The organism is Mesorhizobium sp. ES1-4 (assembly GCF_020164745.1).
In the GTDB taxonomy this organism is placed as follows: domain Bacteria; phylum Pseudomonadota; class Alphaproteobacteria; order Rhizobiales; family Rhizobiaceae; genus Mesorhizobium.
In genome coordinates this window covers 224,665-250,764 of the sequence record NZ_JAIUGV010000006.1, presented here as the reverse complement: position 1 = coordinate 250,764, position 26,100 = coordinate 224,665, and the positions used below count along the sequence as shown (strand labels likewise).

Sequence of the window (26,100 nt, the reverse complement as noted above, 5' to 3'; positions counted from 1 at the left end):
GAGGTGTCGCGTCCATCAACCAGGGAGAGTAATGTGAAGATCATCAAGACACTGGCCGCCGTCGCGGCCCTTGGCATCGCTGCCATCAGCTATCAGGCGCATGCGGCCGACAAGGGTCTTGTCGGCGTGCTGATGCCGACCAAGACCTCGCAGCGCTGGATCAATGACGGCGACGCCGTCAAATCCCAGCTCGAGGCTCTCGGTTACACTGTCGATCTGCAGTATGCGCAGGACGACATCCCCAACCAGCTCAGCCAGCTGGAAAACGAAATCACCAAGGGTCCGAAGGCGCTGATCATCGCCTCGATCGACGGCACCACCTTGTCGGATGCGCTGCAGAAGGCCAATGACGCAGGCGTCGTCGTCGTCGCCTATGACCGCCTCATCAAGAAGACCCCCAATGTCGACTATTACACCACCTTCGACAATTTCGGCGTCGGCGTTATCCAGGCGAACTCCCTGGTCAAGGGCCTCAAGGAGCGATTCCCGAACACCAAGCCGTGGAACGTCGAACTGTTCGGCGGTTCGCCCGACGACAACAACGCCTTTTTCTTCTACAACGGCGCGATCTCCGTGCTGCAGCCGATGATCGACGACGGCTCGATCAAGATCAAGTCCGGCCAGATGGGCATGGACAAGGTCGGCACGCTGCGCTGGCTGGCGGCAACCGCCCAGGCCCGCATGGACAATCTTCTGTCGGCCAACTACTCCGACGGCAGCCGCGTCGATGGCGTTCTGTCGCCCTATGACGGCCTGTCGCGCGGCATCACCGCATCGCTGCGCGCGGTCGGCTACGGCACGGCCGCTCAGCCCTGGCCGATCGTGACCGGCCAGGATGCCGAGACCGCCTCGGTCAAGCTGATCATCTCGGGCGAGCAGTATTCGACCGTGTTCAAGGACACCCGCGAACTCGCCAAGGCCACGGTGCAACTGGTCGACAAGGTGCTCTCGGGCGGCAAGCCGGAAGGCCTCGATGAAAAGACCTACAACAACGACGTCAAGGTCGTCCCCTCGATCCTGTTGACGCCGCATGAAGTCGACAAGTCGAACTACCAGAAGTTGGTCGTCGACTCCGGCTACATCAAGGCCGAAGACCTGAAGTAATTCCGGTTACAGAGTCAGGGGTCCTGCGCAACGCAGGGCCCCTTTTCGTTCACAAGCGACCCCGGTATTGTTTCTGCCGGCCTCGGAGGAGCTTGCCCTGATGACCTCGACGATTTTGGAGATGCGCGACATCACCAAGACGTTCCCCGGCGTGAAGGCGCTGTCGAACGTCAACCTCAGCGTAGAGGAAGGCGATATCCACGCCGTGGTCGGCGAGAACGGCGCCGGCAAGTCGACACTGATGAAAGTCCTGTCGGGCGTCTATCCCGCGGGCACCTATGACGGCCAGATCATTTTTCAGGGCCAGGAATGCCATTTCAAAGGCATCCATGACAGCGAACACAAGGGCATCGTCATCATCCACCAGGAGCTCGCCCTGGTGCCGATGCTGTCGATTGCCGAAAACATCTTCCTCGGCAACGAACACGCCAGATACGGCGTGATCGACTGGGACGAGAACGAGGCGCGCACCAGCGCCCTGCTGAAGAAGGTGGGCCTCAGGGAGGACCCCAAGACGCTGATCACCAATATCGGCGTCGGCAAGCAGCAGCTGGTCGAGATCGCCAAGGCGCTGAGCAAGGAAGTCAAGCTGCTGATCCTCGACGAGCCGACCGCGTCGCTCAGTGAAAAGGACAGCCAGGCGCTGCTCGACCTGCTGCTCGAATTCAAGCGGCAAGGCATGACCTCGATCCTTATCTCGCATAAGCTCAACGAGGTGAACCGGGTCGCCGACAAGGTTACCGTCATCCGCGACGGGCGCACCATCGAGACGCTGGCCAGGCGGGACATTTCAGAGGACCGCATCATCACGTCGATGGTCGGCCGCTCGCTCGACGACCGCTATCCGCCGCGCGAGCCCGCCATCGGCGAGGTCGTGTTCGAAGTGAAGAACTGGTCGGTCTATCACCCGATCCATGCCGAGCGGCAGGTGATCAAGGGTATCGACATCAACGTGCGCAAGGGCGAGGTGGTCGGCATTGCCGGGCTGATGGGAGCCGGCCGAACCGAATTCGCCATGAGCCTGTTCGGCCGCTCCTATGGCCGCCGCATCACCGGCGAGGTGCTGCTCAAGGGCAAGCCGGTCGATGTCTCCTCGGTGAGCAAGGCGGTCCAGCACGGCATCGCCTACGTGACCGAGGACCGCAAGACCTATGGTCTCAACCTCATCGATCATATCAAGCACAACATCACGCTGGCCAATCTCGGCGGCGTATCGCGCCACAGCGTGATCGACGACCTGCGCGAGCTCGCCGTTGCCAACGACTATCGTAAGAAGACCAATATCCGCGCTTCGAGCGTCTACCAGATGACCGGCAATCTTTCGGGCGGCAACCAGCAGAAGGTGGTGCTGTCGAAATGGCTGTTCGCCGACCCTGAAGTGCTGATCCTCGACGAGCCGACGCGCGGCATCGATGTCGGCGCCAAGTACGAGATCTACACGATCATCGCGCGGCTCGCCGCCGAGGGTAAGGCCATCGTGGTGATCTCGTCGGAAATGCCGGAATTGCTCGGCATCACCGACCGTATCTATGTCATGAACGAAGGGCGCATGGTGGGCGAAATGCCGGCGGCTGACGCGAGCCAGGAAAAAATAATGCGCGCCATCGTTCGGGGAGAAGGAAAAGCAGCATGAGCACCGAAAGCGCACCCGCCCCGCAGGGCAACGTCGCGGAAGAACAACGTCCACGCATCGCCGTCTCGGCACTGACGACGAACCTGCGCGAATACGGTCTGATTATCGCGCTGATCGTCATCATGCTGTTCTTCCAGTTCACCACGTCGGGTACGCTGTTCAAGCCGGTCAACCTCAGCAACCTGGTACAGCAGAACTCGTTCATCATCGTGATGGCGCTGGGCATGCTGCTGGTCATCGTTTCCGGCTATATTGACCTCAGCGTCGGATCGGTCGCCGGCTTCATCGGCGCGCTGGCGGCAAACATGATGGTGATCTGGCAGCTTGGACCGCTCAGCAATCCGCTGGTGGTTTCGATTGTCTGCCTCATCGTGGGCGGCCTGATCGGCGCGGCGCAAGGCTATTGGATCGCCTATCACCGGATACCGAGTTTTATCGTCACGCTGGCGGGCATGCTGATCTTCCGCGGCATCTGCCAGGCGCTGCTGGGCGGCGGGTCCTCGGTAGGGCCGCTTCCGGACGACTTCAAGGCGCTGAGCTCCGGCTTCATCCCGGATGTCATCGGCCCGCTGACGCTGATCCCGCCGACGGTGAACGCGGCCGGCAAGACCATCCTGGGCAGCGGCCTGACGTTGCACATGACGACGGTCGTGCTCGGCCTGGTCGCCGTGCTGGCCTATGCCTATTTCGGGCTCCGCACCCGGCGCAAGCGCGAGCGCCATGGCTATGAGGCCGAACCCTTCACCCTGTTCGTGATCAAGACGCTGGTCGCCAGCGCGCTGGCGCTGTTCCTGGTCTATGAATTCGCCAGCTACAGGGGCCTGCCGGTGGTGCTGCTCGTCATGGGCGTGCTGATCTCGCTGTTCGTCTTCGTCACCAAGCGCATGACCGTCGGCCGCCGCATCTACGCAATGGGCGGCAATCCCAAGGCGGCGCAGCTGTCGGGCATCAACACCGAGCGGCTGACGCTTCTGGTGTTCGTCAATATGGGCGTCCTGTCGGCGCTCGGCGGCCTGATCATCGCTGCCCGCCTCGGCCAGGCCGTGCCGGCGGCGGGCCTCGGCAGCGAGCTCGACGTCATCGCCGCCGTCTTCATCGGCGGCGCCTCGGCGATGGGCGGCGTCGGCCAGGTCATCGGCGCCGTGGTCGGCGGCTTCATCATGGGCGTGATGAACAACGGCATGTCGATCATGGGCGTCAATGTCGACTGGCAGCAGGTGGTCAAGGGGCTGGTGCTGCTCGGCGCCGTCATCTTCGACGTCTACAACAAGAACAAGGCTTAAGGCCGGGCGAGGACTAGGAGGCATACGGGTTCTAGATCGCGAAGCTGCGGCAGCCCGCCGGCGCCAAGAAGTCCGGGGGAAGGACCAGGCTCGCGAACGCAATCCGGACGAAGCGTTTCAACCGTGGCGTGTTCCCGCGCCGCGCCGGCTGGGGTTGGCCCGTTGGCAGCCGGACACAGATGAATGAGAGAGGATTGATCATGCTGATCTCGCAGATTCTCGACGACGCCGAGACCATCCGTGTCGTTGCCCGCAGCGGCGGCAAGACCCGGATCATCAACGGGGCGCGCAGTGTCTATTCACTGGCGATGGAGGCTGCCCGCACCGGCGTCGGCCTTGCCACCCTCATCGAGCGCAAGGGGCTCGGCGAGACAGTCGATCTCGACGCGGCCTACAAGAAGGGGCGGCTCCTGTCCCCGATCAATCACCCCGATCCTGCGCACCTGCATCTCACGGGCACGGGCCTGACGCATCTCGGCTCGGCGGCGACACGCGATTCCATGCACAAGAAACTCAGCACCGACGGCGAGGAGCAGCTCACCGATTCCATGAAGATGTTCCGCATGGGGCTGGAGGGCGGCAAGCCGGCGAAAGGCCAGGTCGGCGTGCAACCGGAATGGTTCTACAAAGGCAACGGCACGATGGCCGTGGCGCCAGGTGCCGCGCTCCTGTCACCGGCCTTCGCCAAGGATGCCGGCGAGGAACCCGAGGTGGCCGGCATCTATGTCATCGGCGACGACGGCGCGCCTTTCCGCGTCGGCTTCACGCTGTCGAACGAGTTTTCCGACCATGTGACGGAGCGCGTGAATTATCTCTTCCTCGCCCATTCCAAGCTGCGCAACGCCTCGTTCGGGCCCGAAATCCTGATCGGCGACCTGCCTTCCGACATCCGCGGCACGTCGCGCATCGTGCGCGACGGCAAGACGCTGTGGGAAAAGCCGTTCCTGTCGGGAGAGGCCAACATGTCCCACACCATCGCCAATCTCGAACATCATCACTTCAAATATTCGGCGTTCCGCCAGCCGGGCGATGTACATGTGCATATGTTCGGGACCGCGACGCTATCCTTCGCCGACGGCGTCAAGACCGAAGCCGGCGACGTCTTCGAGATCGAGGCCGGGGATTTCGGGCTGCCGCTGCGCAACCCGCTCGAGATCGAGAAGCCGGTGAAGGTGGTGGTGAAGGCGCTGTGACGTCATGATCGCGTGATCTCCCCTGCGGGGGGAGATTCGATCTCAGCGCGGGCGAAAATGCTTCGACAACTTCAGGCCCTGCGCCTGATAGTTCGAGCCGAGGTCGGTCCCGTAAAGCGCCTGCGGCCGCTTCAGCATGTGCTCGTAGACCAGCCGGCCGACGATCTGGCCATGGTCGAGGATGAAGGGCACTTCGTGGCTGCGCACTTCGAGCACCGCTCGGCTGCCGGTTCCGCCGGCGGCCGAATGGCCGAACCCCGGATCGAAGAAGCCGGCATAGTGGACGCGGAACTCGCCGACAAGCGGATCGAACGGCGTCATCTCGGCGGCGTAGAGCGGCGGCACATGCACCGCCTCCTGGCTGACCAGGATGTAGAATTCGTCGGGATCGAGCACCAGTTCGCCGGCGCCGCTCTTGTGGATCGGCTCCCAGAAGTCGAGGACATCCTGGGCCGCACGCTTGTCGACATCGACCAGCCCCGTGTGGTGCTTGCCGCGATAGCCGACCAGCCCGTCACTGTCGCCGTTGAGATCGATGGACAGCGCGATGCCGCCGCCCGAAATGTTCGGCGGATCGGTGGCGACCAGCATCTCGGCACGGTGCAACTCGTGCAGTTCGGCTTCCGAAAGCAGCGCGTTGCCGGTACGAAAGCGGATTTGAGACAGGCGCGAACCGGTGCGCGCAATGATCGGGAAGGTGCGCGGGCTGACTTCGAGATAGAGCGGACCGTGATAGCCAGCGGCGATCTTGTCGAACTCGTGGCCACGGTCGGTCATGACGCGGGTAAAGATGTCGAGGCGCCCGGTCGAGCTCTTGGGATTGGCCGAGGCCGAAATATCAGCCGGCAGGGCCAGGCTTTCGAGCAGCGGCACGATATAGACGCAGCCGGTTTCAAGAACCGCGCCTTCGCTCAGATTGATCTCGTGCAGTTGCAGCCGATCGAGCTTTTCCGAGACCTTGTGGTTGGGACCGGGCAGGAACGAAGCGCGCACCCGCCAGGCCTTCTCACCCAATCTGAGATCGAGGCTCGCCGGCTGGATCTGATCCGCGTCGAGCGCACGCGGCGACTTCAGCGCGCCGGACTGGAACAGCGCCGAGATGTCCTGATCGGGAAGGATGCCTGTCTGCCGCAAAGCTCCGCTCCTGGGCCGTTGGTACAAACCTCTTAATCAAGCCGCCAATTGACGCAAGCGTGGCGCGGGTCTAAAGGGTCGTTATCCCGTGGTGATTTGGCCGGTCGGCTTGCAGCCACGTTAAACAAGTCGCTAAAGGACCGTCGGGCCGCAAGGCCGTATGGACCGGTTGCGACTTTTCGCGGCCGGTTTTTTTGTGTTTGGATAGGACGATGACGAGCAAGACGCGCAACTGGAAGCCTCAAACCGCACTCGTACATGGAGGAACCTTGCGTTCCGGCTTCGGCGAAACCTCCGAGGCGATGTATCTGACGCAGGGCTATGTCTACAAGACCGCCCAGGCGGCGGAAGCCCGTTTCAAGGGCGAAGAGCCGGGCTTCATCTATTCGCGCTACGCCAACCCGACCGTCGACATGTTCGAAAAGCGCATGTGCGCTCTCGAAGGTGCCGAAGACGCGCGCGCCACGGCGTCGGGCATGGCGGCGGTGACGGCGGCCCTTCTGTGCAGCGTCAAGGCCGGCGACCATATCGTGGCGGCGCGCGCCCTGTTCGGCTCCTGCCGCTGGGTGGTCGAGACACTGGCGCCGCGCTACGGCATCGAGGCGACCTTGGTCGACGGCACCGATATCGCCAATTGGGAAAAGGCGGTCAGGCCGAACACCAAGCTGTTCTTCCTGGAAAGCCCGACCAATCCGACGCTGGAAGTCGTCGACATCGCCGCCGTTGCCTCGCTTGCCAATTCGATCGGTGCGCGGCTTGTCGTCGACAATGTCTTCGCCACGCCGCTGCAGCAGAAGCCGTTGCAACTTGGCGCGCACATCGTCGTCTATTCGGCCACCAAGCACATTGACGGCCAGGGCCGCTGTCTGGGCGGCGTCATCCTCTCGGACAAGAAGTGGATCGACGAGAACCTGCACGATTATTTCCGCCACACCGGCCCCAGCCTGTCACCGTTCAATGCCTGGACCTTGCTAAAGGGCCTGGAGACGCTGCCGCTGCGCGTGCGCCAGCAGACGGAAAGCGCCGGCAAGATCGCCGATTTCCTGGCCGAGCAGCCGCAGATCGCCCGCGTCATCTATCCCGGCCGCGCCGACCACCCGCAGGCTGATATCGTCAAGAAGCAGATGTCGGGCGGTTCGACACTGATCTGCCTCGATGTCAAGGGCGGCAAGCCGGCGGCCTTCGCCCTGCAGAACGCGCTCGACATCGTGCTGATCTCGAACAACCTCGGCGATGCCAAGAGCCTGATCACGCATCCGGCAACGACGACGCACAAGAACCTGAGCGACGAGGCACGCGCCGAACTTGGCATCGGGCCTGGTACGCTCAGGCTGTCTGTCGGCCTGGAGGACGCCGACGACTTGCTGGAAGACATTGCACAGGCGCTGAAGGCGACCAAATAGGGTTCGTCCAGGCAGCCTCGGCGGCGGCGCCTCAGGCGCCAGAGGGCGTCTCTTCCAATTCGGCTGCCTTGGTGCGGATGGTCATGGCGTTGCCGCGCCAGTCGACGGGGCCGCCGAGCCAGCCGCGCGCCCAGATGGTGGGGAGCATCACGTCGCGCGCGATCATCGCAGCGACCATGCGCGGCGACAGGTACCAGCCGTTGAACAAGGCGAGCGCGCATTCCGGAAGATAGAAGGCCGACAATACGGCAATCGCGGTTGCCCAGAGGCTCACGCCCGCGCTCGCCGCCGCAACCAGCGCAAGCGCGAGGGGCACCGCCGCGCCGGTCAGGATTTCGGGCGCGAAGAACCGCGGGAAGGTGACGCGGCGCAGGCGTGCCCAGCGGGCCTGGCGCGACCAGATCTCGCCAAGCGTGCGCTGGCCGAGCGGCTGCTCGAAGGGTGCTGCAACGAGATTGACGCGCAGGCCGAGGCCGTTCACGAGCTTGGTCGCGGCGGCGTCCTCGGCGATCTCGGCCGCCAGCGCGCGGATGCCGTCATTGGCGTCCAGCATCGGCTTGTTCCACAACATGCTCTTACCCTGGGCGAAGCCGAGGCCGAGCGCCCCGGCGGCATACTGCCAGCGGGCCTGCAGGGTGTTGAGGAAGGCGCATTCGACTTCGGCCCAGAATCCCTCGGGTCGCGAGCCGATCGGCGTCGAGCAGACAAGGCCGGTGTCGGGCCGCCATGCCGCCATCATGTGCTGGACATAGTCTCTCGGCATCAAGACGTTGGAATCGGCAAGGATGACCCAGTTGTGGCGCGCCGCTTCCCAGCCCTTGACGCAATTGTTGAGCTTGGGATTGGCGCTGACACGGTCATCGCCGATCAAAAGGCGGGCTGGAATCTTTGGAAAGCGGCCAATGGCCGCGCCGATCAGCTTGACCACCGGGTCGTCGGCATGGGCTACGCAGAAGATCAGTTCATAGCGCGGCCAGTCGAGCGCGAAGGCACGTTCCAGCGTCTCATGCGTGAACGGCTCGACGCCGCGCGACGGGACGACGATCGAGACCGGTTGCGACTTGCCGGCTGGCGGGGCGATCGTGGTGCGCCGTTTCAACTGTGAAGCGGCGAGCGAAATGCTGACGGCGTTTGAAAGGATGAGTGCGGTCGAAAGCGAGGCGGCTATGAAGGTGAGTTCCATCGAGATCTGGTCACTCCGGAAAGGCGGCCCGCGTCGCGGCCGTTTTCAACAGTTCGACAGAGCGCCGAGTCGCCCGGTTCGCGCACACCACCATTGTCATGTGTCACTTAAATGACATTCTTTGCCGTCACCCGCGGTTCAAGGTCGGGCGCGACAAGACGCGCACGTTGACCTGCTCGCCGGGAGCGCCGAAAGTCATCGGATTGTTTTGGAGCCGCTCAATGTATCGCGCCGTGACGCGCAACATCGAAGTGCAGGTCAGGCCGTTCTATCTCGAGGACCGTTCGGATCCCTCGGAGAACCGCTATGTCTGGGGCTATCAGATAACAATCGACAATCAGTCGGACGAATTCGTGCAGCTGTTGTCGCGCTACTGGCACATCACCGATGGTGCCGGCCGGATCGAAGAAGTGCGCGGGCCCGGCGTTGTCGGCGACCAGCCGGAACTCAATCCCGGCGACAGCTATCAGTACACGTCCGGCTGCCCGCTCTCGACACCGTCCGGGATCATGGTCGGACGCTACACGATGCGCAACAAGCGCGGCGAGACGTTCGATATCGCCATCCCCGCCTTCTCGCTCGATCTGCCGGGGACAAGGCGCACCGTGAATTAGCTTCCTTCTCCCCGTCACTACACGGGGAGAAGGAACCAATCATTGAGCCGCAAACTCGGCCGGATCGAAGTCGTACTGCGTGGAGCAGAACTCGCAAGCGACGTGGATGCCACCATCCTCGGTGCTGTCCTCGATCTCCTGTGCGGAGAAGCCCTCGAGGATGCCACGGATCTTTTCCCGGGAGCATGAGCACTGGTCGGCTACGGGGACGCCGCCAAAAACGCGCACGCCGTGCTCGTGGAACAAGCGATAGAGAAGCCGCTCGGCGCCAATGGTCGGGTCGATCAATTCGGTGGGCTCGATGGTGCCGAGCAGAGCCAGCAACTCCTGCCAGGAATTGTCCACGGGATCATGGATCTCCTCGCGGGGATCGCCGTCGCCACCGGGAAGGTCCGGAACGCGCATGCGCTCGGAGGCCTGCGGCAGGAACTGCGCCAGGATACCGCCGGCGCGCCACTGCTCGCGCGCGCCACCGGGGCCGGGCGTCAGCAGCTTGGCGACCGAGAGCCTGATGTCGGTCGGAATCTGTTCCGACTGCCGGAAATAGGTGCGCGCCGCCTCTTCCAGCGTCTCGCCGTCGAGTTGGACGATGCCCTGATAGCGCTGGGTATGGGCACCCTGGTCGATGGTCAGCGCCAGCACGCCGCTACCAAGCAGCGTTTGCTGCGAGGTCTCACCCGCCGCAATCAGCGCCTCCAGCCGATCGGCGTCGAAACGTGCATAGGCACGCAGCGCCGAGGGCGTGGAAAAGTCCGCGACCAGCATGTCGACAGGCCCGTCGGTTCGGGTCTGCAGGATGAACTTGCCTTCGAACTTGAGCGAGGTGCCGAGCAGCACCGTCAGCACGCAGGCTTCCGCCAGCAGGCGGGCGACCGGCTCGGGATAGTCGTGGCGGCCAAGAATGGCGTCGAGCATCGGCCCGAGTTGGACCGTGCGGCCACGCACGTCGAGCGGCCCGACTTCGAACGGAACGACGTGATCGTCGCCGGCGTAGCCGAACTCGCCGAGTTTGGGGTGATGTTCAGTCACTTGATGGCTTTCCAACATGACAAAGCTCCAGGGCGCGGCCATGCGGCCCTGATGGGCACATGCGTCCAAACGCGCTTGATTTGCGTGATGCGGCGCAGATAGGCATCGCACCCTCGCGGATCAAGCGCCTGGGCATTTCAGGCGCCAAGGCATTGCAAGCGCCCAAGGCAAATCAAGCACCGAGACACATCAAGCACCGAGACACCAGGCAAGCACGGCCTTCTGGGCGTGGAGCCGGTTCTCGGCCTCGTCGAACACCACCGAATGCGGCCCGTCGATGACGTCGTCGGTGACTTCCTCACCGCGATGCGCAGGCAGGCAGTGCATGAACAATGCGTCTGGCTTTGCCCTGGCCATCAGCGCCGCGTTGACCTGATAGGGCGAGAACACATTATGGCCGCGCGCACGATGCTCCTGGCCCATCGACACCCAGCAGTCGGTGACGATGCAGTCGGCCTGATCGACGGCCTCCTCCGGCGAGCGGGTGAAATGCAGCTTGCCGCCATGCGCCCTGGACCAGTCGACATGCTTCTGCGCCGGTTCGCTGCCTTCGGGCACGGCGACATTGAGGTTGAAGCGGAACCGTGCCGAGGCCTCGAGCAGCGAGTGCAGCACATTGTTGCCGTCGCCTGTCCAGGCAATCGTCTTGCCTGCCACCGGGCCGCGATGCTCCTCGAAAGTCATGATGTCGGCCATCAGCTGGCAAGGGTGGGTGTCGTCGGTCAGGCCGTTGATTACCGGAACGGTGGCGTTCTCGGTAAGCTCCAGCAGCCGCTCATGCGAGGTGGTGCGGATCATGATGGCGTCGACATAGCGCGACAGCACCTTGGCGGTGTCGGCGATGGTTTCGGAGCGGCCGAGCTGCATCTCGGTGCCGGTCAGCATGATGGTCTCGCCGCCAAGCTGGCGCATGCCGACGTCGAAAGAAACGCGCGTGCGCGTCGACGGCTTGTCGAAGATCATGGCCAGCACCTTGCCTTCGAGCGGCTTGGTCCGCTCGCCGGCCTTGAGACGCGCCTTGCGCGTCACCGCGTCGTCCAGCATGAAGCGCAAATCGCCTGCGGAAACGGTGGAAAGATCGGTAAAGTGGCGAACTGACATCAGGAATGGTTCCGGATTACTTCGCGGCGGCGGCAGCGATCGCCTCGGACAAGCCCTTGGCGCCGGCGCGGATGCGGCCGAGCGCGTCGTGAATCTCGGCATCGGTGACGGTAAGCGGCGGCAACAGGCGGATAACGTTGTCGCCGGCAGGGACCGCCAGCAAATGCTGGTCACGCAATGCCAGGTTCACCTTGGCATTGGGCATCGCGCATTTGAGGCCCAGCATCAGACCGGCGCCCCTGATGTCTTCGACGATTTCGGGGAATTCATCGGCTATTGACGCCAGCCCTTGCTTCATCAGCAGCGCCTTGCGCTGGACTTCCTCCAGGAAACCGTCCTCCAGCACGACGTCGAGCACGGCGTTGCCAACCGCCATTGCCAGCGGATTGCCGCCGAATGTGGTGCCGTGCACGCCGGCGGTCATGCCAACGGCCGCCTCGTCGGTGGCAAGGCAGGCGCCCATCGGAAAGCCGCCGCCAATGCCCTTGGCGATTGCCATGATGTCGGGCGTCACGCCAGACCATTCGTGCGCGAACAGCTTGCCGGTGCGGCCAATGCCGCACTGGACCTCGTCGTAGATCAGAAGCAGGCCGTGCTGCTCGCAGAGTTGCCGCAGCCGCTTCAACGACTGCGCCGGCACCGGGCGGATGCCGCCTTCGCCTTGCACCGGCTCGATCAGGATCGCGGCGGTCTCGGGCGTGATCGCCCTTTCAGCGGCGTCGATGTCGTCGAAGCCGACCTGGTCGAAGCCTTCGACCTTGGGTCCGAAGCCTTCGAGATATTTGTACTGCCCGCCCGCGGCGATGGTTGCCAGCGTGCGGCCATGGAAGGCGCCTTCGAAGGTGATGATGCGGAAGCGCTCGGGATGTCCCTTGACGAAGTGGTAGCGCCGCGCCGTCTTGATCGCGCATTCCAGTGCCTCGGCACCGGAATTGGTGAAGAACACCTTGTCGGCGAAGGTGGCATCGGCCAGCCGCTCGCCAAGCCGGCTCTGTCCCGGAATCTCGTAGAGATTCGAGACGTGCCAGAGTTTTGCCGCCTGCTCGGTGAGGGCCGCGACCAGGTGCGGATGGCTGTGGCCCAGCGAATTGACGGCGATGCCGCCAGCAAAATCGAGATATCGCTCGCCTTTGTCGGTGACCAGCCAGGTCCCTTCCCCGTGGTCGAAGGCCAAGGGTGCGCGAGCAAAGGTCTCGTAAAGCGCCGAACCGCTCATTATATGCGTCTCCGGTACCGGAAAATCAAAAAAGCCGCCAAAGCGGCGGCCTTCTGCGGCTTATCGTGTTTTTCGGTCATGAAGTCAACGAAAACGTCGCGCAGTGGCGCGCGGCAAGCCTCCGACGCGACGCCGGCTCATGAGCGAGCGGGCAAGTTGGGGAAAACCGAAAAAACCGATTCGTGTTGCACTTGGGACTCTTGTCACCGAGTCAGCGCATAGAGTAGTTGTAGACGAGAAATAACTAGATTTCGTGCGGCGGACCTAATCACCAGATATATGTGGTGTCTGCCCCAGCAGTGGTGCTGGGTCGGGAAAGGATTCTGATTGCCGCACGCTGATGAGGAGCGCGGTCTCATGAACTGGACTGACGAGCGGGTAGAACTCTTGAAAAAACTGTGGTCGGAGGGTCTGAGCGCAAGCCAGATTGCCGCGCAGCTTGGAGGCGTCAGCCGCAACGCGGTGATCGGCAAGGTGCACCGGCTGAAGCTGTCGGGCCGCGGCCGTGCGACGGCGACGCCGGCACGCCAGAAGAAGGCGTCGCAAGGCTCGACCGTCCAGAAGTCGGTGGCGCGCGCCGCAAGCACGGCACGCCACGTCACGACTTCGATCGGCGCGACGGCTCTTCAGACGCAATTCGATGCCGAACCCGTGGCAAGACATCACATACGCCCGGTCGAGAACGTCGTGGTGCCGATCTCGCGGCATCTGCAGCTCGTCGAACTGACCGAGCGCACCTGCAAATGGCCGAACGGCGACCCGCTTTCGGAGGATTTCAATTTCTGCGGCAACGAAGCCGCCGAGACCGGTCCTTACTGCAAGTACCATGCCCGCGTGGCGTTCCAGCCAGCGGCGGAGCGGCGCAGGAGCCGATAGGCGAATAGCGAATAGCGAATAGCGAATAGCGAATAGGCTTGAACGCTCCGATAGGAGGCAAGGGGTTTTGCGCTGCCCGCTATGGCCTGTTCGCTACTCCCTTTTTCACAGCCAGCCGTTCTTCCTGAACCGCCAATACAGGAAGCAGCAGATCAGCGCGATGACGGCCAGCACGATCGGGTAGCCATATTCCATCTTCAGCTCCGGCATGTCGGTAAAGTTCATGCCGTAGATGCCGGCGAATGCGGTCGGCACCGCCAGGATGGCCGCCCATGAGGCGAGTTTCTTCGAGATCGCCGTCTCCTGGCTTTGGCCAACCAGGAGACTGGCCTCGAAGGCGAACGCCAAGACCTCGCGCAAACTGTCGATCTTCTCCTGGACGGTGCGGATATGATCCGTCACGTCGCGGAACAGCGGGTGCATGGCCGAATGGATCTGCGGCAGGTCGGCGCTGGTCAGCCGGCGGCAAACTTCCACCAGGGGCAACGCCGCGTTGCGCAGGCGCAGGAGGTCGCGGCGCAGCATGTAAAGGCGTTCAATGTCGGGGCCTGTCATCGGCTTCAGCAGGACCTTGTCCTCGATCGCCTCGACCTCGTCCTCGATCTGCTCGAGCACGGGCATGTAGTTGTCGACGATGAAATCGAGAATGGCGTAGAGGACGAAATCCTCGCCCTTGGCCAGCGAATGCGGGCAGCTTTCCCAGTGCTGGCGCACGGCGGCATAGGATGTCGAAGGACCGTGCCTGACACTGACGATGTAGCCTGAACCGACGAACAGATGTGTTTCGCCAAAGGTGACGCGCCCGTCGATCAGTTGCGCCGTGCGGGCGACGATGAACAGCGCGTCGCCATATTGCTCGATTTTTGGCCGCTGGTGCGGATGCTCGGCATCCTCGATCGCCAGCTCATGCAGATGAAACTGCGCCTGGACGCGCAGCAGAAGTTCGCGGTCGGGTTCAAGCAGCCCGATCCAGACGACGTGTCCCGATTTCTTGGCCCAGTCGCCGGCTTCCTCGATCGAAATATCGGCGATACGGCGCCCAGTTGTATAGACGCCACAGGCGATGATACCCGATGTCGGCGGCGCGGGCTTGAACTCGCGGACATATTCCATCGCGGCCTCCCGAAAGCGTTGCCTCCCCCGGGGAGCCAGCAAGCTTATCTCGGGATAGTCTAGCGCAATATGATCAAGCGTTCGAGAGGCGTGCGTTCACTTGCTCGGCAGCGCCGCGGAGAGGCCGATCTTGTCCGTCTTGTCGCTCTTCGGTCGCTCGGTCGGCATCTGCTCGCCGGTGACGATGTAGTAGATGGTCTCGGCGATGTTGGTGGCGTGATCGCCGATACGCTCGATGTTCTTGGCGCAGAACAGCAGATGCGTACAGGGCGTGATGTTACGCGGATCTTCCATCATGTAGGTCAGCAATTCGCGAAACAGCGACGTGTACATGGCATCGATCTGGTCGTCACGGTCGCGCACGAAGCCGATCTTGTCGACCGAACGCGACGCGTAGACGTCGAGAACTTCCTTCAGCTGGGTCAGCGCCAGGTCGGCCAGGGCCTCCAGGCCGCGGAAAAGGCTGGTCGGCTGACGGCCGTCGGTCACCGCAACCACCCGCTTGGCGACATTCTTGCCGAGATCGCCGACCCGCTCGAGGTCGGCCGAAATGCGGATGGCGCCGACGATTTCGCGCAGATCCGTCGCCATCGGCTGGCGCTTGGCGATGATGATGATCGACTTGTCGTCGATCTCACGCTGCCCCTCATCCAGCACGACATCATCGCGAATGACCTTCTGGGCCAGTCCCGGATCGGCATTGACCAGGGCGGCGACCGCCTGCTCGACCATGCGCTCGGCGTGGCCGCCCATCGCAGCGATGCGCTTGGAGAGATACTTCAGTTCCTCGTCGTAGGCGCTCATTATGTGAACGGACTGCATGGACGAAATGCCTTCCCACGGTGTGTCTTGTTTTGAGTCGTTTCCTCGAATCCCCGCTGATACGCTAACCGGATGACAGAAAAAAGAAACCGCCCCGTGGAAAACAAGGGCGGCATCAGTGCGCCGGCAAATGGACCGAGAAAGCAGCGCCATTGCCGACCTCGGACTTGATTGTCAGTCTGGCGTTGTGACGCGTCAGGATGTGCTTGACGATCGACAGGCCAAGTCCCGTGCCTTTCTGGGTCCGGCTGGTCTCGACGTCGATGCGGTAGAAACGCTCGGTGATGCGCGGGATATGCTCCTCGGGAATGCCGGGGCCAAAATCCCTGATCGTCACGTCGATGCCGGGTTCGGAACCGTCATCGTCGCGCGCGATCGACACCACGACGCGCCCGCCCGACTGGCCGTATTTGCAGGCATTTTCCAAAAGGTTCTCGAAGACCTGGAACAGCTCATCACGATCGCCTGGCACGTCAAGCGGCCCGTTGGCGAAATCGCGCTCGATGGCGACATTGTTTTCCCGGGCGAGCGGTCCGAGCGAATCGATGACGCTGTCGACAGTCTGGCGCAGATCGACTTCGGTTCCCGGCTTCAGGTAGGGCTTCATCTCCAACCGCGACAGCGACAGGAGATCATCGATCAGGCGCGCCATGCGGCCGGTCTGGTTCTGCATGATCTGGAGGAACTGCTCGCGCGCCGCCGGATCGTTGCGGGCCGGTCCGCGCAGCGTTTCGATGAAGCCGGCGATCGAGGCCAGCGGAGTGCGCAACTCGTGACTGGCATTGGCAATGAAGTCGGCGCGCATGCGGTCGATGCGCCGTGCCTCGCTCTGGTCCTTGAAGACCAGCACGTAGAGGTCGGTGCCATGACCGACCGAGGACGCGCTGACCCGGTAAGCCCGCTCGACGGGCAGTTTCTCGGTGTAGTCGACAACATCCGAGGCGACGGTGCCCGACAGCACACTGTCCAGCAGCGCCTGCATTTCCGGCGCCCGGAATTTCAGCGGCAGGGATATGCCGGGTGCGATGCCGCCAAAGGCGGCAAAGGCGGCGGCGTTGGCGTGGACGATGGTGGCAGCCTGGTCGAAGATGATGAGTGGGTCGGCGACGGCGGCGGCGAGATATTCGCCGGACAGGCGCTGCAACCCCATCGCCTCGATTGCCCCGGCGCTCTCGGCGGCATGGCGCGCACCGGTTACCGGCAATATTGCCGCCGCCAGCAGCAGGAGCAGCGCCGGTACCAGGGCATAGGCGGAAATACCCGCGAAGCCAAAGGTGATCAGAACCGCCACGACCCCGGCCGCCAGCAGCCGGCGGCTGTTCCACAGCCGGGCGGCGATCGCTTGCGCCGTACCTTTCTGTTCAGCGTTCAGGTCAGTCATTCGCGCGCCCCACGCCCAACCTCCCACCGGTCACACGGCGACGGAAACCTCCGCCGGCCGCTACTGCGCATAATCCCGAAAATCGGGAATCGATTTTCGGAAAGGATCATGCGCAAAATCAAAAGTTCTACAGCGTCCTTTGCGCGTCCGAACGAACGCGCGGCGCTGTAGTGGCTCCCAATAGCATGAGTCCAGACACTTAAAAGGGTTCGCCTGCATGAAAAAAGCCAAGGAAAATTCCGTCACGCCAACTTCAGGTCCGCTGAAGATCAGGATCGGCGGCAAGGAACGGGAGTTCGATATTGAAAACCCGGAGCTTCCGGACTGGGTCGAGGAGAACAAGCTGAGCGCGGGCGGGTATCCTTACGACAAGAAGATGAAAGGCGAGGAGTATGACGAGACGCTCGAGAAATTGCAGGTCGAGCTGGTCAAGGCGCAGGCATGGCTACAGGCGACCGGCAAGCGTGTGATGGCGCTTTTCGAGGGCCGTGACGCTGCCGGCAAGGGCGGGACGATCTTCGTGGTGCGCCAGTACCTCAACCCGCGCACGGCACGCAATGTGGCGCTGACCAAGCCAACCCCGACCGAGTTGGGGCAATGGTACTACCAACGTTATGTCGACCACTTCCCGACCGCCGGCGAGTTCGTCACTTTCGACCGTTCGTGGTACAACCGCGCCGGTGTCGAGCCGGTGATGGGTTTTTGCACACCGGAACAGCACGAGAAGTTTCTCGACGAGACGCCACATTTCGAACGGATGATCGTCAACGACGGCATCCACTTCTTCAAATTCTGGCTGAACATAGGCCAGGAAACGCAGCTCGAACGTTTTCACGATCGCCGCCACAGCCCGCTGAAGAGCTGGAAATTCTCGCCGATGGACGTAGCCGGCATCACCAAATGGGACGACTACACCAAGGCGCGCGACACCATGTTCGAGCGGACCCACAAGGAGTTCGCGCCATGGATCATCGTGCGGGCCAACGACAAGCGCCGCGCGCGGCTGGCGGTGATGCGTCGCATCCTCTTGTCGCTGCCCTATGATGGACGCGATCTCGACATGATCGGCAAGGAAGACAAGAAGATCATCGGCGAAGGCCCATCATTCCTGGGCAGGCACGACTGACGCTTGTTGGCGCCGCGCAGCCAAAGGCAGCGCGGCGCAATTGATTTTTGACGCCCTTCACCTTCGGCCTGGCGGCCAAAGCGTCATGCCGAGAAGCGTGAAATCATCCTGATCTATGCCGCCAGGCGCGCGATCCGCTGCAACCGTCGCAGCGTAGCGTCGTCCTGCAGCGCCTGCTGGAACAGCGATATCTCCTCATCGATGCGCTCGCAAAGTGCCGTGGTGTTGCCCTTGAGCAGCCCACGCGTCTGCAGCAAGGCGGCAACTGGCTTCTTGGCCAACTGCCTTGCCCGGCCAAGCGCCGCTTCCTCGACGCTGCCTTCCGGGACGAGCTCGGCGACGAGGCCGAGCGCCCTGGCGTCTTCGGCATGAAGCGTGTCGCCGAGGCAGAAGAAGCGGAAAGCACCGGCATAGCCGAGCTTCTGCGGCGCCAGGATGCTGGTCGCCGCGTCCGGCACCAGGCCGAAATCCACGAACGGCACCCGGAACGTGCTTCTGCCGGAGGCGATCACCATGTCGCAATGGAACAGGATGGTGCAGCCGACGCCGACGGCATCGCCGTCGACACAGGCAAGTATCGGCTTTGGAAATGTCGCCAGCATGCGGAACATGTCGGTGACGGCGGCGATCAGCTTCTGATGCTTGGTGGCATCCAGGAATTCGGAGAAATCGCCGCCAAGGCAGAAGCAGCCCGCAAGGCCGCGCAACACGACGACCCGCACCTCGTCATTCCCGACGGCTTCGTGGAACGTCCTGGCAAGGCTCTCATAGGCTCTCCTGTCGAGCACAGGCCGGCCGTCATTCGATGACACGGTGACGATCAGCGCGTGGTTGCGCAGTTCTGGCTGGGGGTGCGCGTTCATGACGCCCTCCTTTGGCCGAACAGGTCGGGATATCCCCTGGCCAGGACGGGTGCATGATGATTGCGGCGCGAACGCACGACGTCCAGCGTGTGCTCGTTGAAAGTGAGCAGCGTCGCCACGACCTGCTGGTTGCCATAGGTGCGCTGATAGCCCAGCGGCGTCGCCAGGAAATGCAGTTGCAATGCGCGCAGCACCCACATCGGCTCGAACTCGATGATCACCTTGTCGACGCCGCGCTTCAGACCCCACTCCACGAAACCGGCTATCAATTCCGTGCCGACGGTCGAAACGCCGCGCCGGCCATCGCGAAAGCCCGGAGCCACTGCATAGCGGGTCAGTTCCCAGACGTCAGGACCCGCCGGTGGCGTTCCTTCGGACAGATCGGTCAACACCTCGGTCAACAGATGCGGTCGTGTGGTCGGCAGCATCCTCTGATAGCCCGCGACTTCATTGCCCCTGATGACGATCTGATGCACCGCCTCGTCGTGATCGAACTGGTCGACCTCAAACCCGTCCGGGCGCCGCAGGTCCTCCCATCCCATTTCCTCGACGAATATCCTGTAGCGCAGCCGATGGACGGCCTCCCAGAGGTCGGTGCGTTCCATCAATTCTTTGGTCGAAAGACAAAAAAGCATTCCGTAGTCTCCTGTGTTTCAGGGAAGATACGGCCGTGCTTTGATGCGAAAATTGCGTGATCACGTAGGCAAGAAGTTCTAGGCCTGCACGGCCGACCTAGCTAATGTAGCCGCGCCTTATCGCCTCGGCGACTGCCTGCACCCGGTTGACGGCACCGAGTTTGCTTTTGGCGTTAAGAAGATGTTTCTCCGACGTGTGCTCGGAGATGCCGAGGATCTGCGAAATCTCCCATTCGGACTTGCCGACCGCGGCCCATTGCAGGCACTCGCGTTCGCGGGGTGTCAGCTCGATGTGATCGATGGTCGTGGCAGCCATGGTGTGGAGTTGCATGGCGCGGCCGACGGCATAGGTCGAGACCAGCGAGACCAGGCCGAATTCGGCCGCCGACAGTTCCACGGCCTCGCCGCCCAGCGACACCATGACGATTTCGCCGTCGAGCGTGATCAGCGGGAAGGCCAGCCCGTCGCGCAGCTTGAAGGCGCCGGCGTCACCCATCACTTCGCCGCTGCTCTTGTCGATGCGAATGCCCTGAGCGGCTTCCCGCCACTGGAACGGCGCCTGCAGCTGTTTCATGTGACTGACGACCGGATCGTGATCGACATAGTTGCGCGTCACATAGCGCTCGAGCCATTCGACCGGCCAGTCGCAAAGCAGCACATGCTGCTTTTGCTGACCCGTCGGCGTGCCCGGCTGCGGAACGGTTCCGGCCATCAGCGCGGTCAGGCCGAACTCCGACGTTACGCCCAACAGTTTCTCGCAGACCGCGGCCGCCGTTCCGGCGTGCTGCACTTGGTCTATGTATTCCAGCGTCCGATCGAACTGACCCATCGCAACATCAACCCCATGTTGCCTCACGCATTGAAGTCCATGATCCGCGCCTTGCCGGCACTTCGCCACCGACCACGAATTGCAAAGCGCCCGCTTCCGGTTGTGGTTCTCGACCCTGGTACCCCCACCAGGGCAGCCACCGCTGTTTGCAACCCACCAAACCATATCCTGAAATCGGCGCGTTGAAATCAAAAAGCATTGTGCCTGCACCGTTTTCGTACCAGAACCGGCGCGAGCACGGGTGCGGAGTTCTATCTTGGCGTTCCAATGGAGGTTCCAGATCCTGGCAGTGGCGCTGATCGCGGCGCTCTCATCGGTTCGAGGGGCGTGCGCGGCGGAGCCGCAGGTACCGGTGCTGTGGGATGCCAAGGAGCGGCTGCCCAAGCCAGACCTTTCGGCGCTGCCGCGGCTGCGGTTCCTGACGACCACGGATTTCCCGCCCTTTAATTTCCTCGACGGCGCGGGAAAGCTGTCCGGCTTCCATATCGACCTGGCGCGCGCCATCTGCGCGGAACTCGGCATTGTCGACAAGTGCCAGATCCAGGCGTTGCCATGGGCGGAACTTCAAGGCGCGCTCGAGAAAGGCGAAGGCGAAGCGATCATCGCCGGCATTGCCGCAACGGCGCAGTCGCGCCAGACATACGCCTTCTCGCGCGCCTATCTGCAGTTCCCAGCGCGTTTCATCATGCCCAAGAACAAGGCGCTGGTGGAACCGATCTTCGAAAAATTGCACGGCAAGCGCGTCGGCGTGATAGCAGGCTCGGCGCATGAACGCATGCTGCGCGATTATTTCAGCACGGTCCAGGTCGTCCCCTTCGACGGACCGGAAGCCCTCTACGGCGATCTCAAGGCCGGCAAGATCGACGCGGCCTTCGGCGATGGCATGCGCTTCGCTTTCTGGCTGGGCGGCTCCGATGCCGCCGGGTGCTGCCGTTTTGCCGGCGGTCCCTATCTGGCACCCGAATATCTGGGCACCGGCATGGCCATCGCCACAAGGGCGGACAATCCGCAGCTTGCGGCCGCGATCGACTACGCGCTGCAGGAGATTTCGATGAAAGGCACCTTCGCCGAATTCTACCTGCGCTATTTCCCGGTCAGTTTCTTCTGATCCGGTCCCGGTCAGTTTTTTCTGATCCGCCCCCTTCAGTCTCCAAAGGGCTGCCGATATTCAGGCCGGGCCCATGTCAGGTGAGCGTGCGAAGCCGCGCCTTGGCCGCACGGCCGATGGCGGCCACGGTCAACGTGTCGAGATCGAGCCGACGGCGGATCAGCTGCAGCACGCGCACCTCTTCCAGCCGCATCTCCAGATCGATGGCGGCGACCTCGAAGGCGGCGGCGTAGGCAGTGTCGTGCAGCCGCTCCGGCAATGCCTCCGCAACCTGGGTCAGGACGCCTTCCAGCCCATCCTTCTCGTGCAGCATCTTCTGGCAGGCCTGGGCCACGGCAACCAGCCGGTCCTGCTTGAAGTCCTCGAACACCGGCCATGAACGGACGACGTCGCCGATCCTGGCCAGTTCGATGTCGGTCATGTCCCGGTCGGAAGCCGAGGTGATGACCATCAGGTAGATCAGGGCTTCGTGCGGGGTCGGCGACGGCATTCTTTACTCCTTGAGCGGGCTTCGAAGGTAGGAAGAGGGGCCGGACGCCGCAAGGAAAAAGCGCCCCACGCGTTGACGCTCCGGCGATGCGCGCCTAGAGACCGGTTGAAAAATCGGCACTTACAGCCAGAGCGGCGAATAATTTGGAAAACAGGACCATGGCGGGATCAAACATCATCGATCTCAATCCCGAACTGCTGGCGGTGGCGGCCGAGAGCAAGGCATGGCCGTTCGAGGAAGCCAAAAAGATCATCGAGCGCTATAAAGGTGCTGATTTTCCCGAGACGATCCTGTTCGAGACTGGCTATGGACCGTCGGGCCTGCCGCATATCGGCACGTTCGGCGAAGTGGCGCGCACATCGATGGTGCGCCATGCGTTCCGCGTGCTGACGCAGGACAAGGTCGCGACCAAGCTGCTGTGCTTTTCCGACGACATGGACGGCATGCGCAAGATACCCGACAGCGTGCCGGATCGCGCGGCGCTCGAGCCGTATCTGCACAAGCCGCTGTCATCGGTGCCCAACCCCTTCGGCGGCGACTATGCGAGCTTTGCCGATCACAACAATGCGATGCTCTGCCGCTTCCTCGACACGTTCGGCTTCGACTACGAATTCGCCAGCGCGACGCAGTATTACAAGGCCGGCCGCTTCGATGCGATGCTGTTGCGCGCCGCCGAACGCTACGACCAGATCATGGCGGTCATGCTGCCGACGCTCGGACCCGAGCGGCAGGCGACCTACAGTCCCTTCCTGCCGATTTCACCGAAGAGCGGGCGCGTGCTCTACGTCCCCATGAAGCATGTCGACGCCGAGGCCGGCACCATCACCTTCGACGATGAAGGCGCCGAAACCACGCTGCCGGTTACCGGCGGCAATGTGAAGCTGCAGTGGAAGCCGGATTTCGGCATGCGCTGGGCAGCCCTCGGCGTCGACTTCGAGATGTTCGGCAAGGACCACCAGACCAACGCGGTGGTCTATGACCGCATCTGCAACATCCTGGGCGGCCGGGCGCCGGAGCATTTCGTCTACGAGCTGTTCCTGGATGAGAACGGCCAGAAGATTTCCAAGTCGAAGGGCAATGGCCTGACCATCGACGAATGGCTGACCTATGCGCCGACCGAGAGCCTCGGGCTCTACATGTATCAGCGGCCGCGGCAGGCCAAGAAACTCTATTTCGACGTCATCCCGCGGGCGGTGGACGAATATTACACCTTCCTCGCCGCCTATGGCAGGCAGGACTGGAAGGAACGGCTGGGCAATCCGGTCTGGCATATGCATGACGGCAACCCGCCCGCCATCGACATGCCGGTGCCGTTCTCGCTGCTGCTCAACCTGGTCAGCGCCTCCAATGCGCAAAACAAGGATGTGCTGTGGGGCTTCATCTCGCGCCACGCGCAGGGCGTGACGCCGGCCACCCATCCCGAGCTCGACCGGCTGACGGGATACGCGATCCGCTATTTCGACGATTTCGTGAAGCCGACGAAAACCTTTCGGCCCGCCGACGAGGTCGAGCGCGGAGCGCTGGTGGCTCTCGAAAAGGCACTCGGCGACTTGCCGGCCGGCGCCAGCGGCGAGGCGATCCAGAACGCATCGCTCAACGTGGCGCGCAAGATCGAACGCTATCAGGATCATTCCAAGCAGAGCCCGGAAGGCGGTCCCGGCGTTTCAGGCGCGTTTTTCCAGATGATCTACCAGGTGCTGATCGGCCAGGAACGCGGCCCGCGCTTCGGATCCTTCGCTGCCCTCTATGGCATCGCCGAGACCCGTGCGCTCATTCAGAAGGCGTTGGCTGGTCAGCTGGTTTGAGGACACCGCCGTCCTCTTCGAGGATCGAACCCGGCGCCTGAGGCGCGGGGCCTAGCGCGGCCGGCGCCGCCGAGATGCCGGCAAGGTTCGGCGCCGATCCGAAAATGCCCTTCTTCGCGCTTTGGGCCTTGTCGCCGGCCTCGACATAGGGCCCGCCCCTGGCGGCGCGCGCCCAGCCGTTTTCGACCAGCCATTGGCCGACATCCTGCTTGCCGATCCGGCACTTCGCCGCAATCAGGTCGCGACCGCCCTCTGGCGGCACAAGGCAAACCACCGCGCGACCGCGCAGGAAGGCACGGAATGCCGTGCGCGCACGAACGCCGCACGGCCAGGATTTGCCGTCGGTGGTACAGGTCTCGTCCTGCCTGACGACATCGATGCCGGAAACGGCGACAGAATAGCCTTTCGCGTCAATCAGGCCGGCAGCCGGCGCGACCGGCTGGAACAGCTTTGTGCCGTTCCAGTCGTCAGGCATCTTCGGCTTGGGTGGCATGGCGAGCGCCAGCTTGCTCAGCGGTTCGCGCGGCTCGATCCGTTCAAGCTCCCCGGTGGGCAGTTCCGGTGGCGCGACGACATCCGGATCGATGGCCCGCGAATGCACCGGCGGCGGCGGCGGCGGAGCAGCAGGCCCCGGAATGGCCGAAGTAGCTGGCTCTTCAGGCCCGGCATCGATGCCTGCTTGAGAGGCCATGTCGGCGCCAGGATCGATCTGGTCCACCGTAACACTGCTCTCGCTTCCCTTCAGCGTGCGTCCGCCGGCGACGACCAGGGCCGCCATCACCGGGACCATCAGAACCGCCAGGACAAGATGAGGAAGTCGCACCCGTTGCACCCTATTGACTTGCCCAGACGATCCGCGCCACCCATTCGACCTCGCGCATGGGAATGTCGCGGTCCGGATGCTCCGGATTGAGCGAGACCAGCGCGATGGACTTGACGGTCTGGCGCTCCAGCACCTTGGCCATCACCTCGCCTGACGTGGTCTTGACGACGACGCGGTCGCCCTTGCGGGTGGCCTTGCCCGGCTCGACGATGAGCACATCGCCGTTGCGGTAGAGCGGCAGCATGGAATCTCCCTGCACCTGCAGCGCATAGGAACTTTCGGTCGATTGCGCCGGCAATTCGACGAGATCCCAGCCCTGCCCCGCCGGAAAGCCGGCATCGTCGAAGAAGCCGCCGGCGCCGGCCTGGGCAAAGCCGAGCAACGGCACGGCGCGCCTGTGGGCCTGCGGTGTTTCGTGGATGAAAACAGCGCGCCCCTCGATCAGCCCGGTAAACTCGTCTAGCGAGGCACCCGTCGCCTCGATGATCTTGGCCAGCGATTCGGTCGAGGGCCAGCGCGGCCTGCCGTCCGACGACAGGCGCTTGGACTTGTTGAATGCGGTCGAATCCAGGCCGGCCCGCTTCGCCAAGCCCGAGGCTGAGAGGGAATAGCGCTCGGCCAGAGCGTCTATGGCGGCCCACACGCGGTCGTGCGAGAGCATTTTGCGCGCTCCTTGGAGAGAGGAAAAAATGCCTGTTCCTTCTAATCTCCACAGGTCCGTTTGTCTACCGGGCGCGGGCCACGCGACGCACCGTGAAGGCCGAGGAGATCACAGTTGCGGGATCAGCCCGTTCCCTTGGCCAAGCGGCGCAAACCCTGATGCGACGTCATGAAAATCCGTTCAGCCTCTGTCGGCGGGCGCGGGCTCACCGCGCGGCCAAGCGCTGCGACAACCTCATCGATATCGAGGAAGCGGCGCGCCTTGCGGTCATAGACGCCGGCCGTCGTCAGGATCAAAGCGGCGGTTTCGCCATTGTCGAGGACGAAGCGGTGCTTGCCGATGACCTGGGTGCCTTCCCAGGTCTCGATCGAGGACACCACTTCGAAGCGACGCCACAGCCGGATCTCGCGGGCGTAGACGGCCTGCAGCCCGCCCATCATCGGCGCCCAGCCGTTCTTCCTCGCCAGCGTGATGAGCCCGGCGCGGACAAACAGATCGATACGGCCAAGGTCGGCCAGCATCATGTAGCGCGCATTGTTGAGATGGACATTGAAATCAATGTCGGTCGGCAGGCAGCGGAAGACCAGCCGGCTCTCACCGCCCATCACGTAGGGGCCACGGCGACGTGCCGTGGCCAGCATGCGCGCCATGCGCGCCCAGACATACATGACCTTG

25 protein-coding genes and 1 riboswitch are annotated in these 26,100 nt (G+C 63.1%); of the genes, 10 read left to right on the top strand and 15 right to left on the bottom strand.

Annotated elements, in window-relative coordinates; genetic code table 11:
• Positions 1–33: 33 nt before the first annotated feature.
• The 4 genes from chvE to araD1 all read left to right on the top strand — a co-directional run bounded on the left by chvE (position 34) and on the right by araD1 (position 5,213).
• Positions 34–1,104, top strand: coding sequence for a multiple monosaccharide ABC transporter substrate-binding protein (chvE, locus tag LB556_RS13865; protein WP_224567880.1), 1,071 nt, complete (start codon positions 34–36; stop codon positions 1,102–1,104).
• Positions 1,105–1,204: 100 nt separating this feature from the next.
• Positions 1,205–2,737 carry a multiple monosaccharide ABC transporter ATP-binding protein gene (gene mmsA / locus LB556_RS13860; protein ID WP_224567878.1) on the top strand — a complete coding sequence of 511 codons (1,533 nt, stop codon included), beginning with the start codon at positions 1,205–1,207 and terminating at the stop codon, positions 2,735–2,737.
• Positions 2,734–4,020, top strand: coding sequence for a multiple monosaccharide ABC transporter permease (mmsB, locus tag LB556_RS13855; RefSeq protein ID WP_224567876.1), 1,287 nt, complete (start codon positions 2,734–2,736; stop codon positions 4,018–4,020). Before mmsA ends, mmsB begins: the two co-directional genes overlap by 4 nt.
• 200 nt (positions 4,021–4,220) lie before the next feature.
• Positions 4,221–5,213 (top strand): AraD1 family protein, encoded by a 993-nt coding sequence (araD1, locus tag LB556_RS13850; RefSeq protein ID WP_224567874.1) that lies wholly within the window; start codon positions 4,221–4,223, stop codon positions 5,211–5,213.
• A gap of 42 nt (positions 5,214–5,255) precedes the next feature.
• Here the strand turns inward: araD1 and LB556_RS13845 are convergent, their stop codons facing one another.
• Positions 5,256–6,347 carry a 2'-deoxycytidine 5'-triphosphate deaminase gene (locus LB556_RS13845; protein ID WP_224567872.1) on the bottom strand — a complete coding sequence of 364 codons (1,092 nt, stop codon included), beginning with the start codon at positions 6,345–6,347 and terminating at the stop codon, positions 5,256–5,258.
• Between the two features lie 78 nt (positions 6,348–6,425).
• Positions 6,426–6,503: riboswitch (SAM riboswitch) on the top strand.
• A gap of 56 nt (positions 6,504–6,559) precedes the next feature.
• Here LB556_RS13845 and LB556_RS13840 point away from each other — a divergent pair.
• Entirely contained in the window at positions 6,560–7,750 is a 1,191-nt protein-coding gene (locus LB556_RS13840) for an O-succinylhomoserine sulfhydrylase (protein ID WP_224567870.1), read from the top strand.
• Positions 7,751–7,781: 31 nt separating this feature from the next.
• Here the strand turns inward: LB556_RS13840 and LB556_RS13835 are convergent, their stop codons facing one another.
• Positions 7,782–8,933: a ceramide glucosyltransferase gene (locus LB556_RS13835; protein ID WP_224567868.1), complete on the bottom strand. Its 1,152-nt coding sequence runs from the start codon at positions 8,931–8,933 to the stop codon at positions 7,782–7,784.
• A 221-nt stretch (positions 8,934–9,154) separates the two neighbouring features.
• Here LB556_RS13835 and apaG point away from each other — a divergent pair, with 221 nt between their 5' ends.
• Positions 9,155–9,547 carry a Co2+/Mg2+ efflux protein ApaG gene (apaG, locus tag LB556_RS13830; protein WP_224567866.1) on the top strand — a complete coding sequence of 131 codons (393 nt, stop codon included), beginning with the start codon at positions 9,155–9,157 and terminating at the stop codon, positions 9,545–9,547.
• 39 nt (positions 9,548–9,586) lie between these two features.
• Here the strand turns inward: apaG and LB556_RS13825 are convergent, their stop codons facing one another.
• The 3 genes from LB556_RS13825 to LB556_RS13815 form a co-directional block, all read right to left on the bottom strand.
• The gene (locus tag LB556_RS13825; RefSeq protein ID WP_224567864.1) at positions 9,587–10,618 is read right to left on the bottom strand and encodes an Hsp33 family molecular chaperone; all 1,032 of its coding nucleotides are present in this window, start codon (positions 10,616–10,618) and stop codon (positions 9,587–9,589) included.
• A 147-nt stretch (positions 10,619–10,765) separates the two neighbouring features.
• On the bottom strand, positions 10,766–11,677 hold the full coding sequence (gene argF / locus LB556_RS13820) for an ornithine carbamoyltransferase (protein WP_224567862.1): 912 nt from the start codon (positions 11,675–11,677) through the stop codon (positions 10,766–10,768).
• A 16-nt stretch (positions 11,678–11,693) separates the two neighbouring features.
• Complete coding sequence (locus tag LB556_RS13815; protein ID WP_224567860.1) at positions 11,694–12,893, bottom strand: aspartate aminotransferase family protein; 1,200 nt, start codon at positions 12,891–12,893, stop codon at positions 11,694–11,696.
• A gap of 357 nt (positions 12,894–13,250) precedes the next feature.
• Between LB556_RS13815 and LB556_RS13810 the strand changes: the two genes are divergently transcribed.
• Positions 13,251–13,769 (top strand): GcrA family cell cycle regulator, encoded by a 519-nt coding sequence (locus LB556_RS13810; protein ID WP_224567858.1) that lies wholly within the window; start codon positions 13,251–13,253, stop codon positions 13,767–13,769.
• 105 nt (positions 13,770–13,874) lie between these two features.
• On the opposite strand, the gene LB556_RS13805 is transcribed toward LB556_RS13810, so the two are convergent.
• From LB556_RS13805 to LB556_RS13795, 3 genes are all read right to left on the bottom strand, one after another.
• On the bottom strand, positions 13,875–14,882 hold the full coding sequence (locus LB556_RS13805; protein WP_224567856.1) for a magnesium and cobalt transport protein CorA: 1,008 nt from the start codon (positions 14,880–14,882) through the stop codon (positions 13,875–13,877).
• 96 nt (positions 14,883–14,978) lie between these two features.
• Positions 14,979–15,704, bottom strand: a complete 726-nt coding sequence (phoU, locus tag LB556_RS13800; protein ID WP_224567854.1) for a phosphate signaling complex protein PhoU — start codon at positions 15,702–15,704, stop codon at positions 14,979–14,981.
• Between the two features lie 115 nt (positions 15,705–15,819).
• Complete coding sequence (locus LB556_RS13795; protein ID WP_224567852.1) at positions 15,820–17,085, bottom strand: ATP-binding protein; 1,266 nt, start codon at positions 17,083–17,085, stop codon at positions 15,820–15,822.
• 217 nt (positions 17,086–17,302) lie between these two features.
• On the opposite strand from LB556_RS13795, the gene ppk2 reads away from it, so the two are divergent.
• Positions 17,303–18,211 (top strand): polyphosphate kinase 2, encoded by a 909-nt coding sequence (ppk2, locus tag LB556_RS13790; protein WP_224567850.1) that lies wholly within the window; start codon positions 17,303–17,305, stop codon positions 18,209–18,211.
• Positions 18,212–18,324: 113 nt separating this feature from the next.
• Here ppk2 and LB556_RS13785 read toward each other — a convergent pair whose 3' ends face one another.
• The 3 genes from LB556_RS13785 to LB556_RS13775 all read right to left on the bottom strand — a co-directional run bounded on the left by LB556_RS13785 (position 18,325) and on the right by LB556_RS13775 (position 20,538).
• Positions 18,325–19,074: an enoyl-CoA hydratase-related protein gene (locus LB556_RS13785; protein ID WP_224567848.1), complete on the bottom strand. Its 750-nt coding sequence runs from the start codon at positions 19,072–19,074 to the stop codon at positions 18,325–18,327.
• Positions 19,071–19,709, bottom strand: a complete 639-nt coding sequence (locus LB556_RS13780; protein WP_224567846.1) for an acyl-homoserine-lactone synthase — start codon at positions 19,707–19,709, stop codon at positions 19,071–19,073. The genes LB556_RS13785 and LB556_RS13780 overlap by 4 nt, the downstream gene beginning before the upstream one ends.
• A gap of 97 nt (positions 19,710–19,806) precedes the next feature.
• Positions 19,807–20,538: a helix-turn-helix transcriptional regulator gene (locus tag LB556_RS13775; RefSeq protein WP_224567844.1), complete on the bottom strand. Its 732-nt coding sequence runs from the start codon at positions 20,536–20,538 to the stop codon at positions 19,807–19,809.
• 295 nt (positions 20,539–20,833) lie between these two features.
• Between LB556_RS13775 and LB556_RS13770 the strand changes: the two genes are divergently transcribed.
• Complete coding sequence (locus LB556_RS13770; RefSeq protein ID WP_411908591.1) at positions 20,834–21,646, top strand: transporter substrate-binding domain-containing protein; 813 nt, start codon at positions 20,834–20,836, stop codon at positions 21,644–21,646.
• A gap of 76 nt (positions 21,647–21,722) precedes the next feature.
• Here the strand turns inward: LB556_RS13770 and LB556_RS13765 are convergent, their stop codons facing one another.
• A complete protein-coding gene (locus LB556_RS13765; protein ID WP_224567841.1) occupies positions 21,723–22,136 on the bottom strand; it encodes a tellurite resistance TerB family protein in 414 nt (137 codons plus the stop codon).
• A gap of 158 nt (positions 22,137–22,294) precedes the next feature.
• On the opposite strand from LB556_RS13765, the gene LB556_RS13760 reads away from it, so the two are divergent.
• Complete coding sequence (locus LB556_RS13760) at positions 22,295–23,941, top strand: lysine--tRNA ligase (RefSeq protein ID WP_224567840.1); 1,647 nt, start codon at positions 22,295–22,297, stop codon at positions 23,939–23,941.
• Here the strand turns inward: LB556_RS13760 and LB556_RS13755 are convergent.
• The 3 genes from LB556_RS13755 to LB556_RS13745 all read right to left on the bottom strand — a co-directional run bounded on the left by LB556_RS13755 (position 23,907) and on the right by LB556_RS13745 (position 26,093).
• Complete coding sequence (locus LB556_RS13755; protein ID WP_411908586.1) at positions 23,907–24,764, bottom strand: thermonuclease family protein; 858 nt, start codon at positions 24,762–24,764, stop codon at positions 23,907–23,909. The two genes, LB556_RS13760 and LB556_RS13755, sit on opposite strands and share 35 nt — an antisense overlap.
• A 10-nt stretch (positions 24,765–24,774) precedes the next feature.
• Positions 24,775–25,425 carry a helix-turn-helix transcriptional regulator gene (locus tag LB556_RS13750; RefSeq protein ID WP_224567839.1) on the bottom strand — a complete coding sequence of 217 codons (651 nt, stop codon included), beginning with the start codon at positions 25,423–25,425 and terminating at the stop codon, positions 24,775–24,777.
• A gap of 122 nt (positions 25,426–25,547) precedes the next feature.
• A complete protein-coding gene (locus LB556_RS13745) occupies positions 25,548–26,093 on the bottom strand; it encodes a thioesterase family protein (RefSeq protein WP_224567838.1) in 546 nt (181 codons plus the stop codon).
• Between the last annotated feature and the right edge of the window lie 7 nt (positions 26,094–26,100).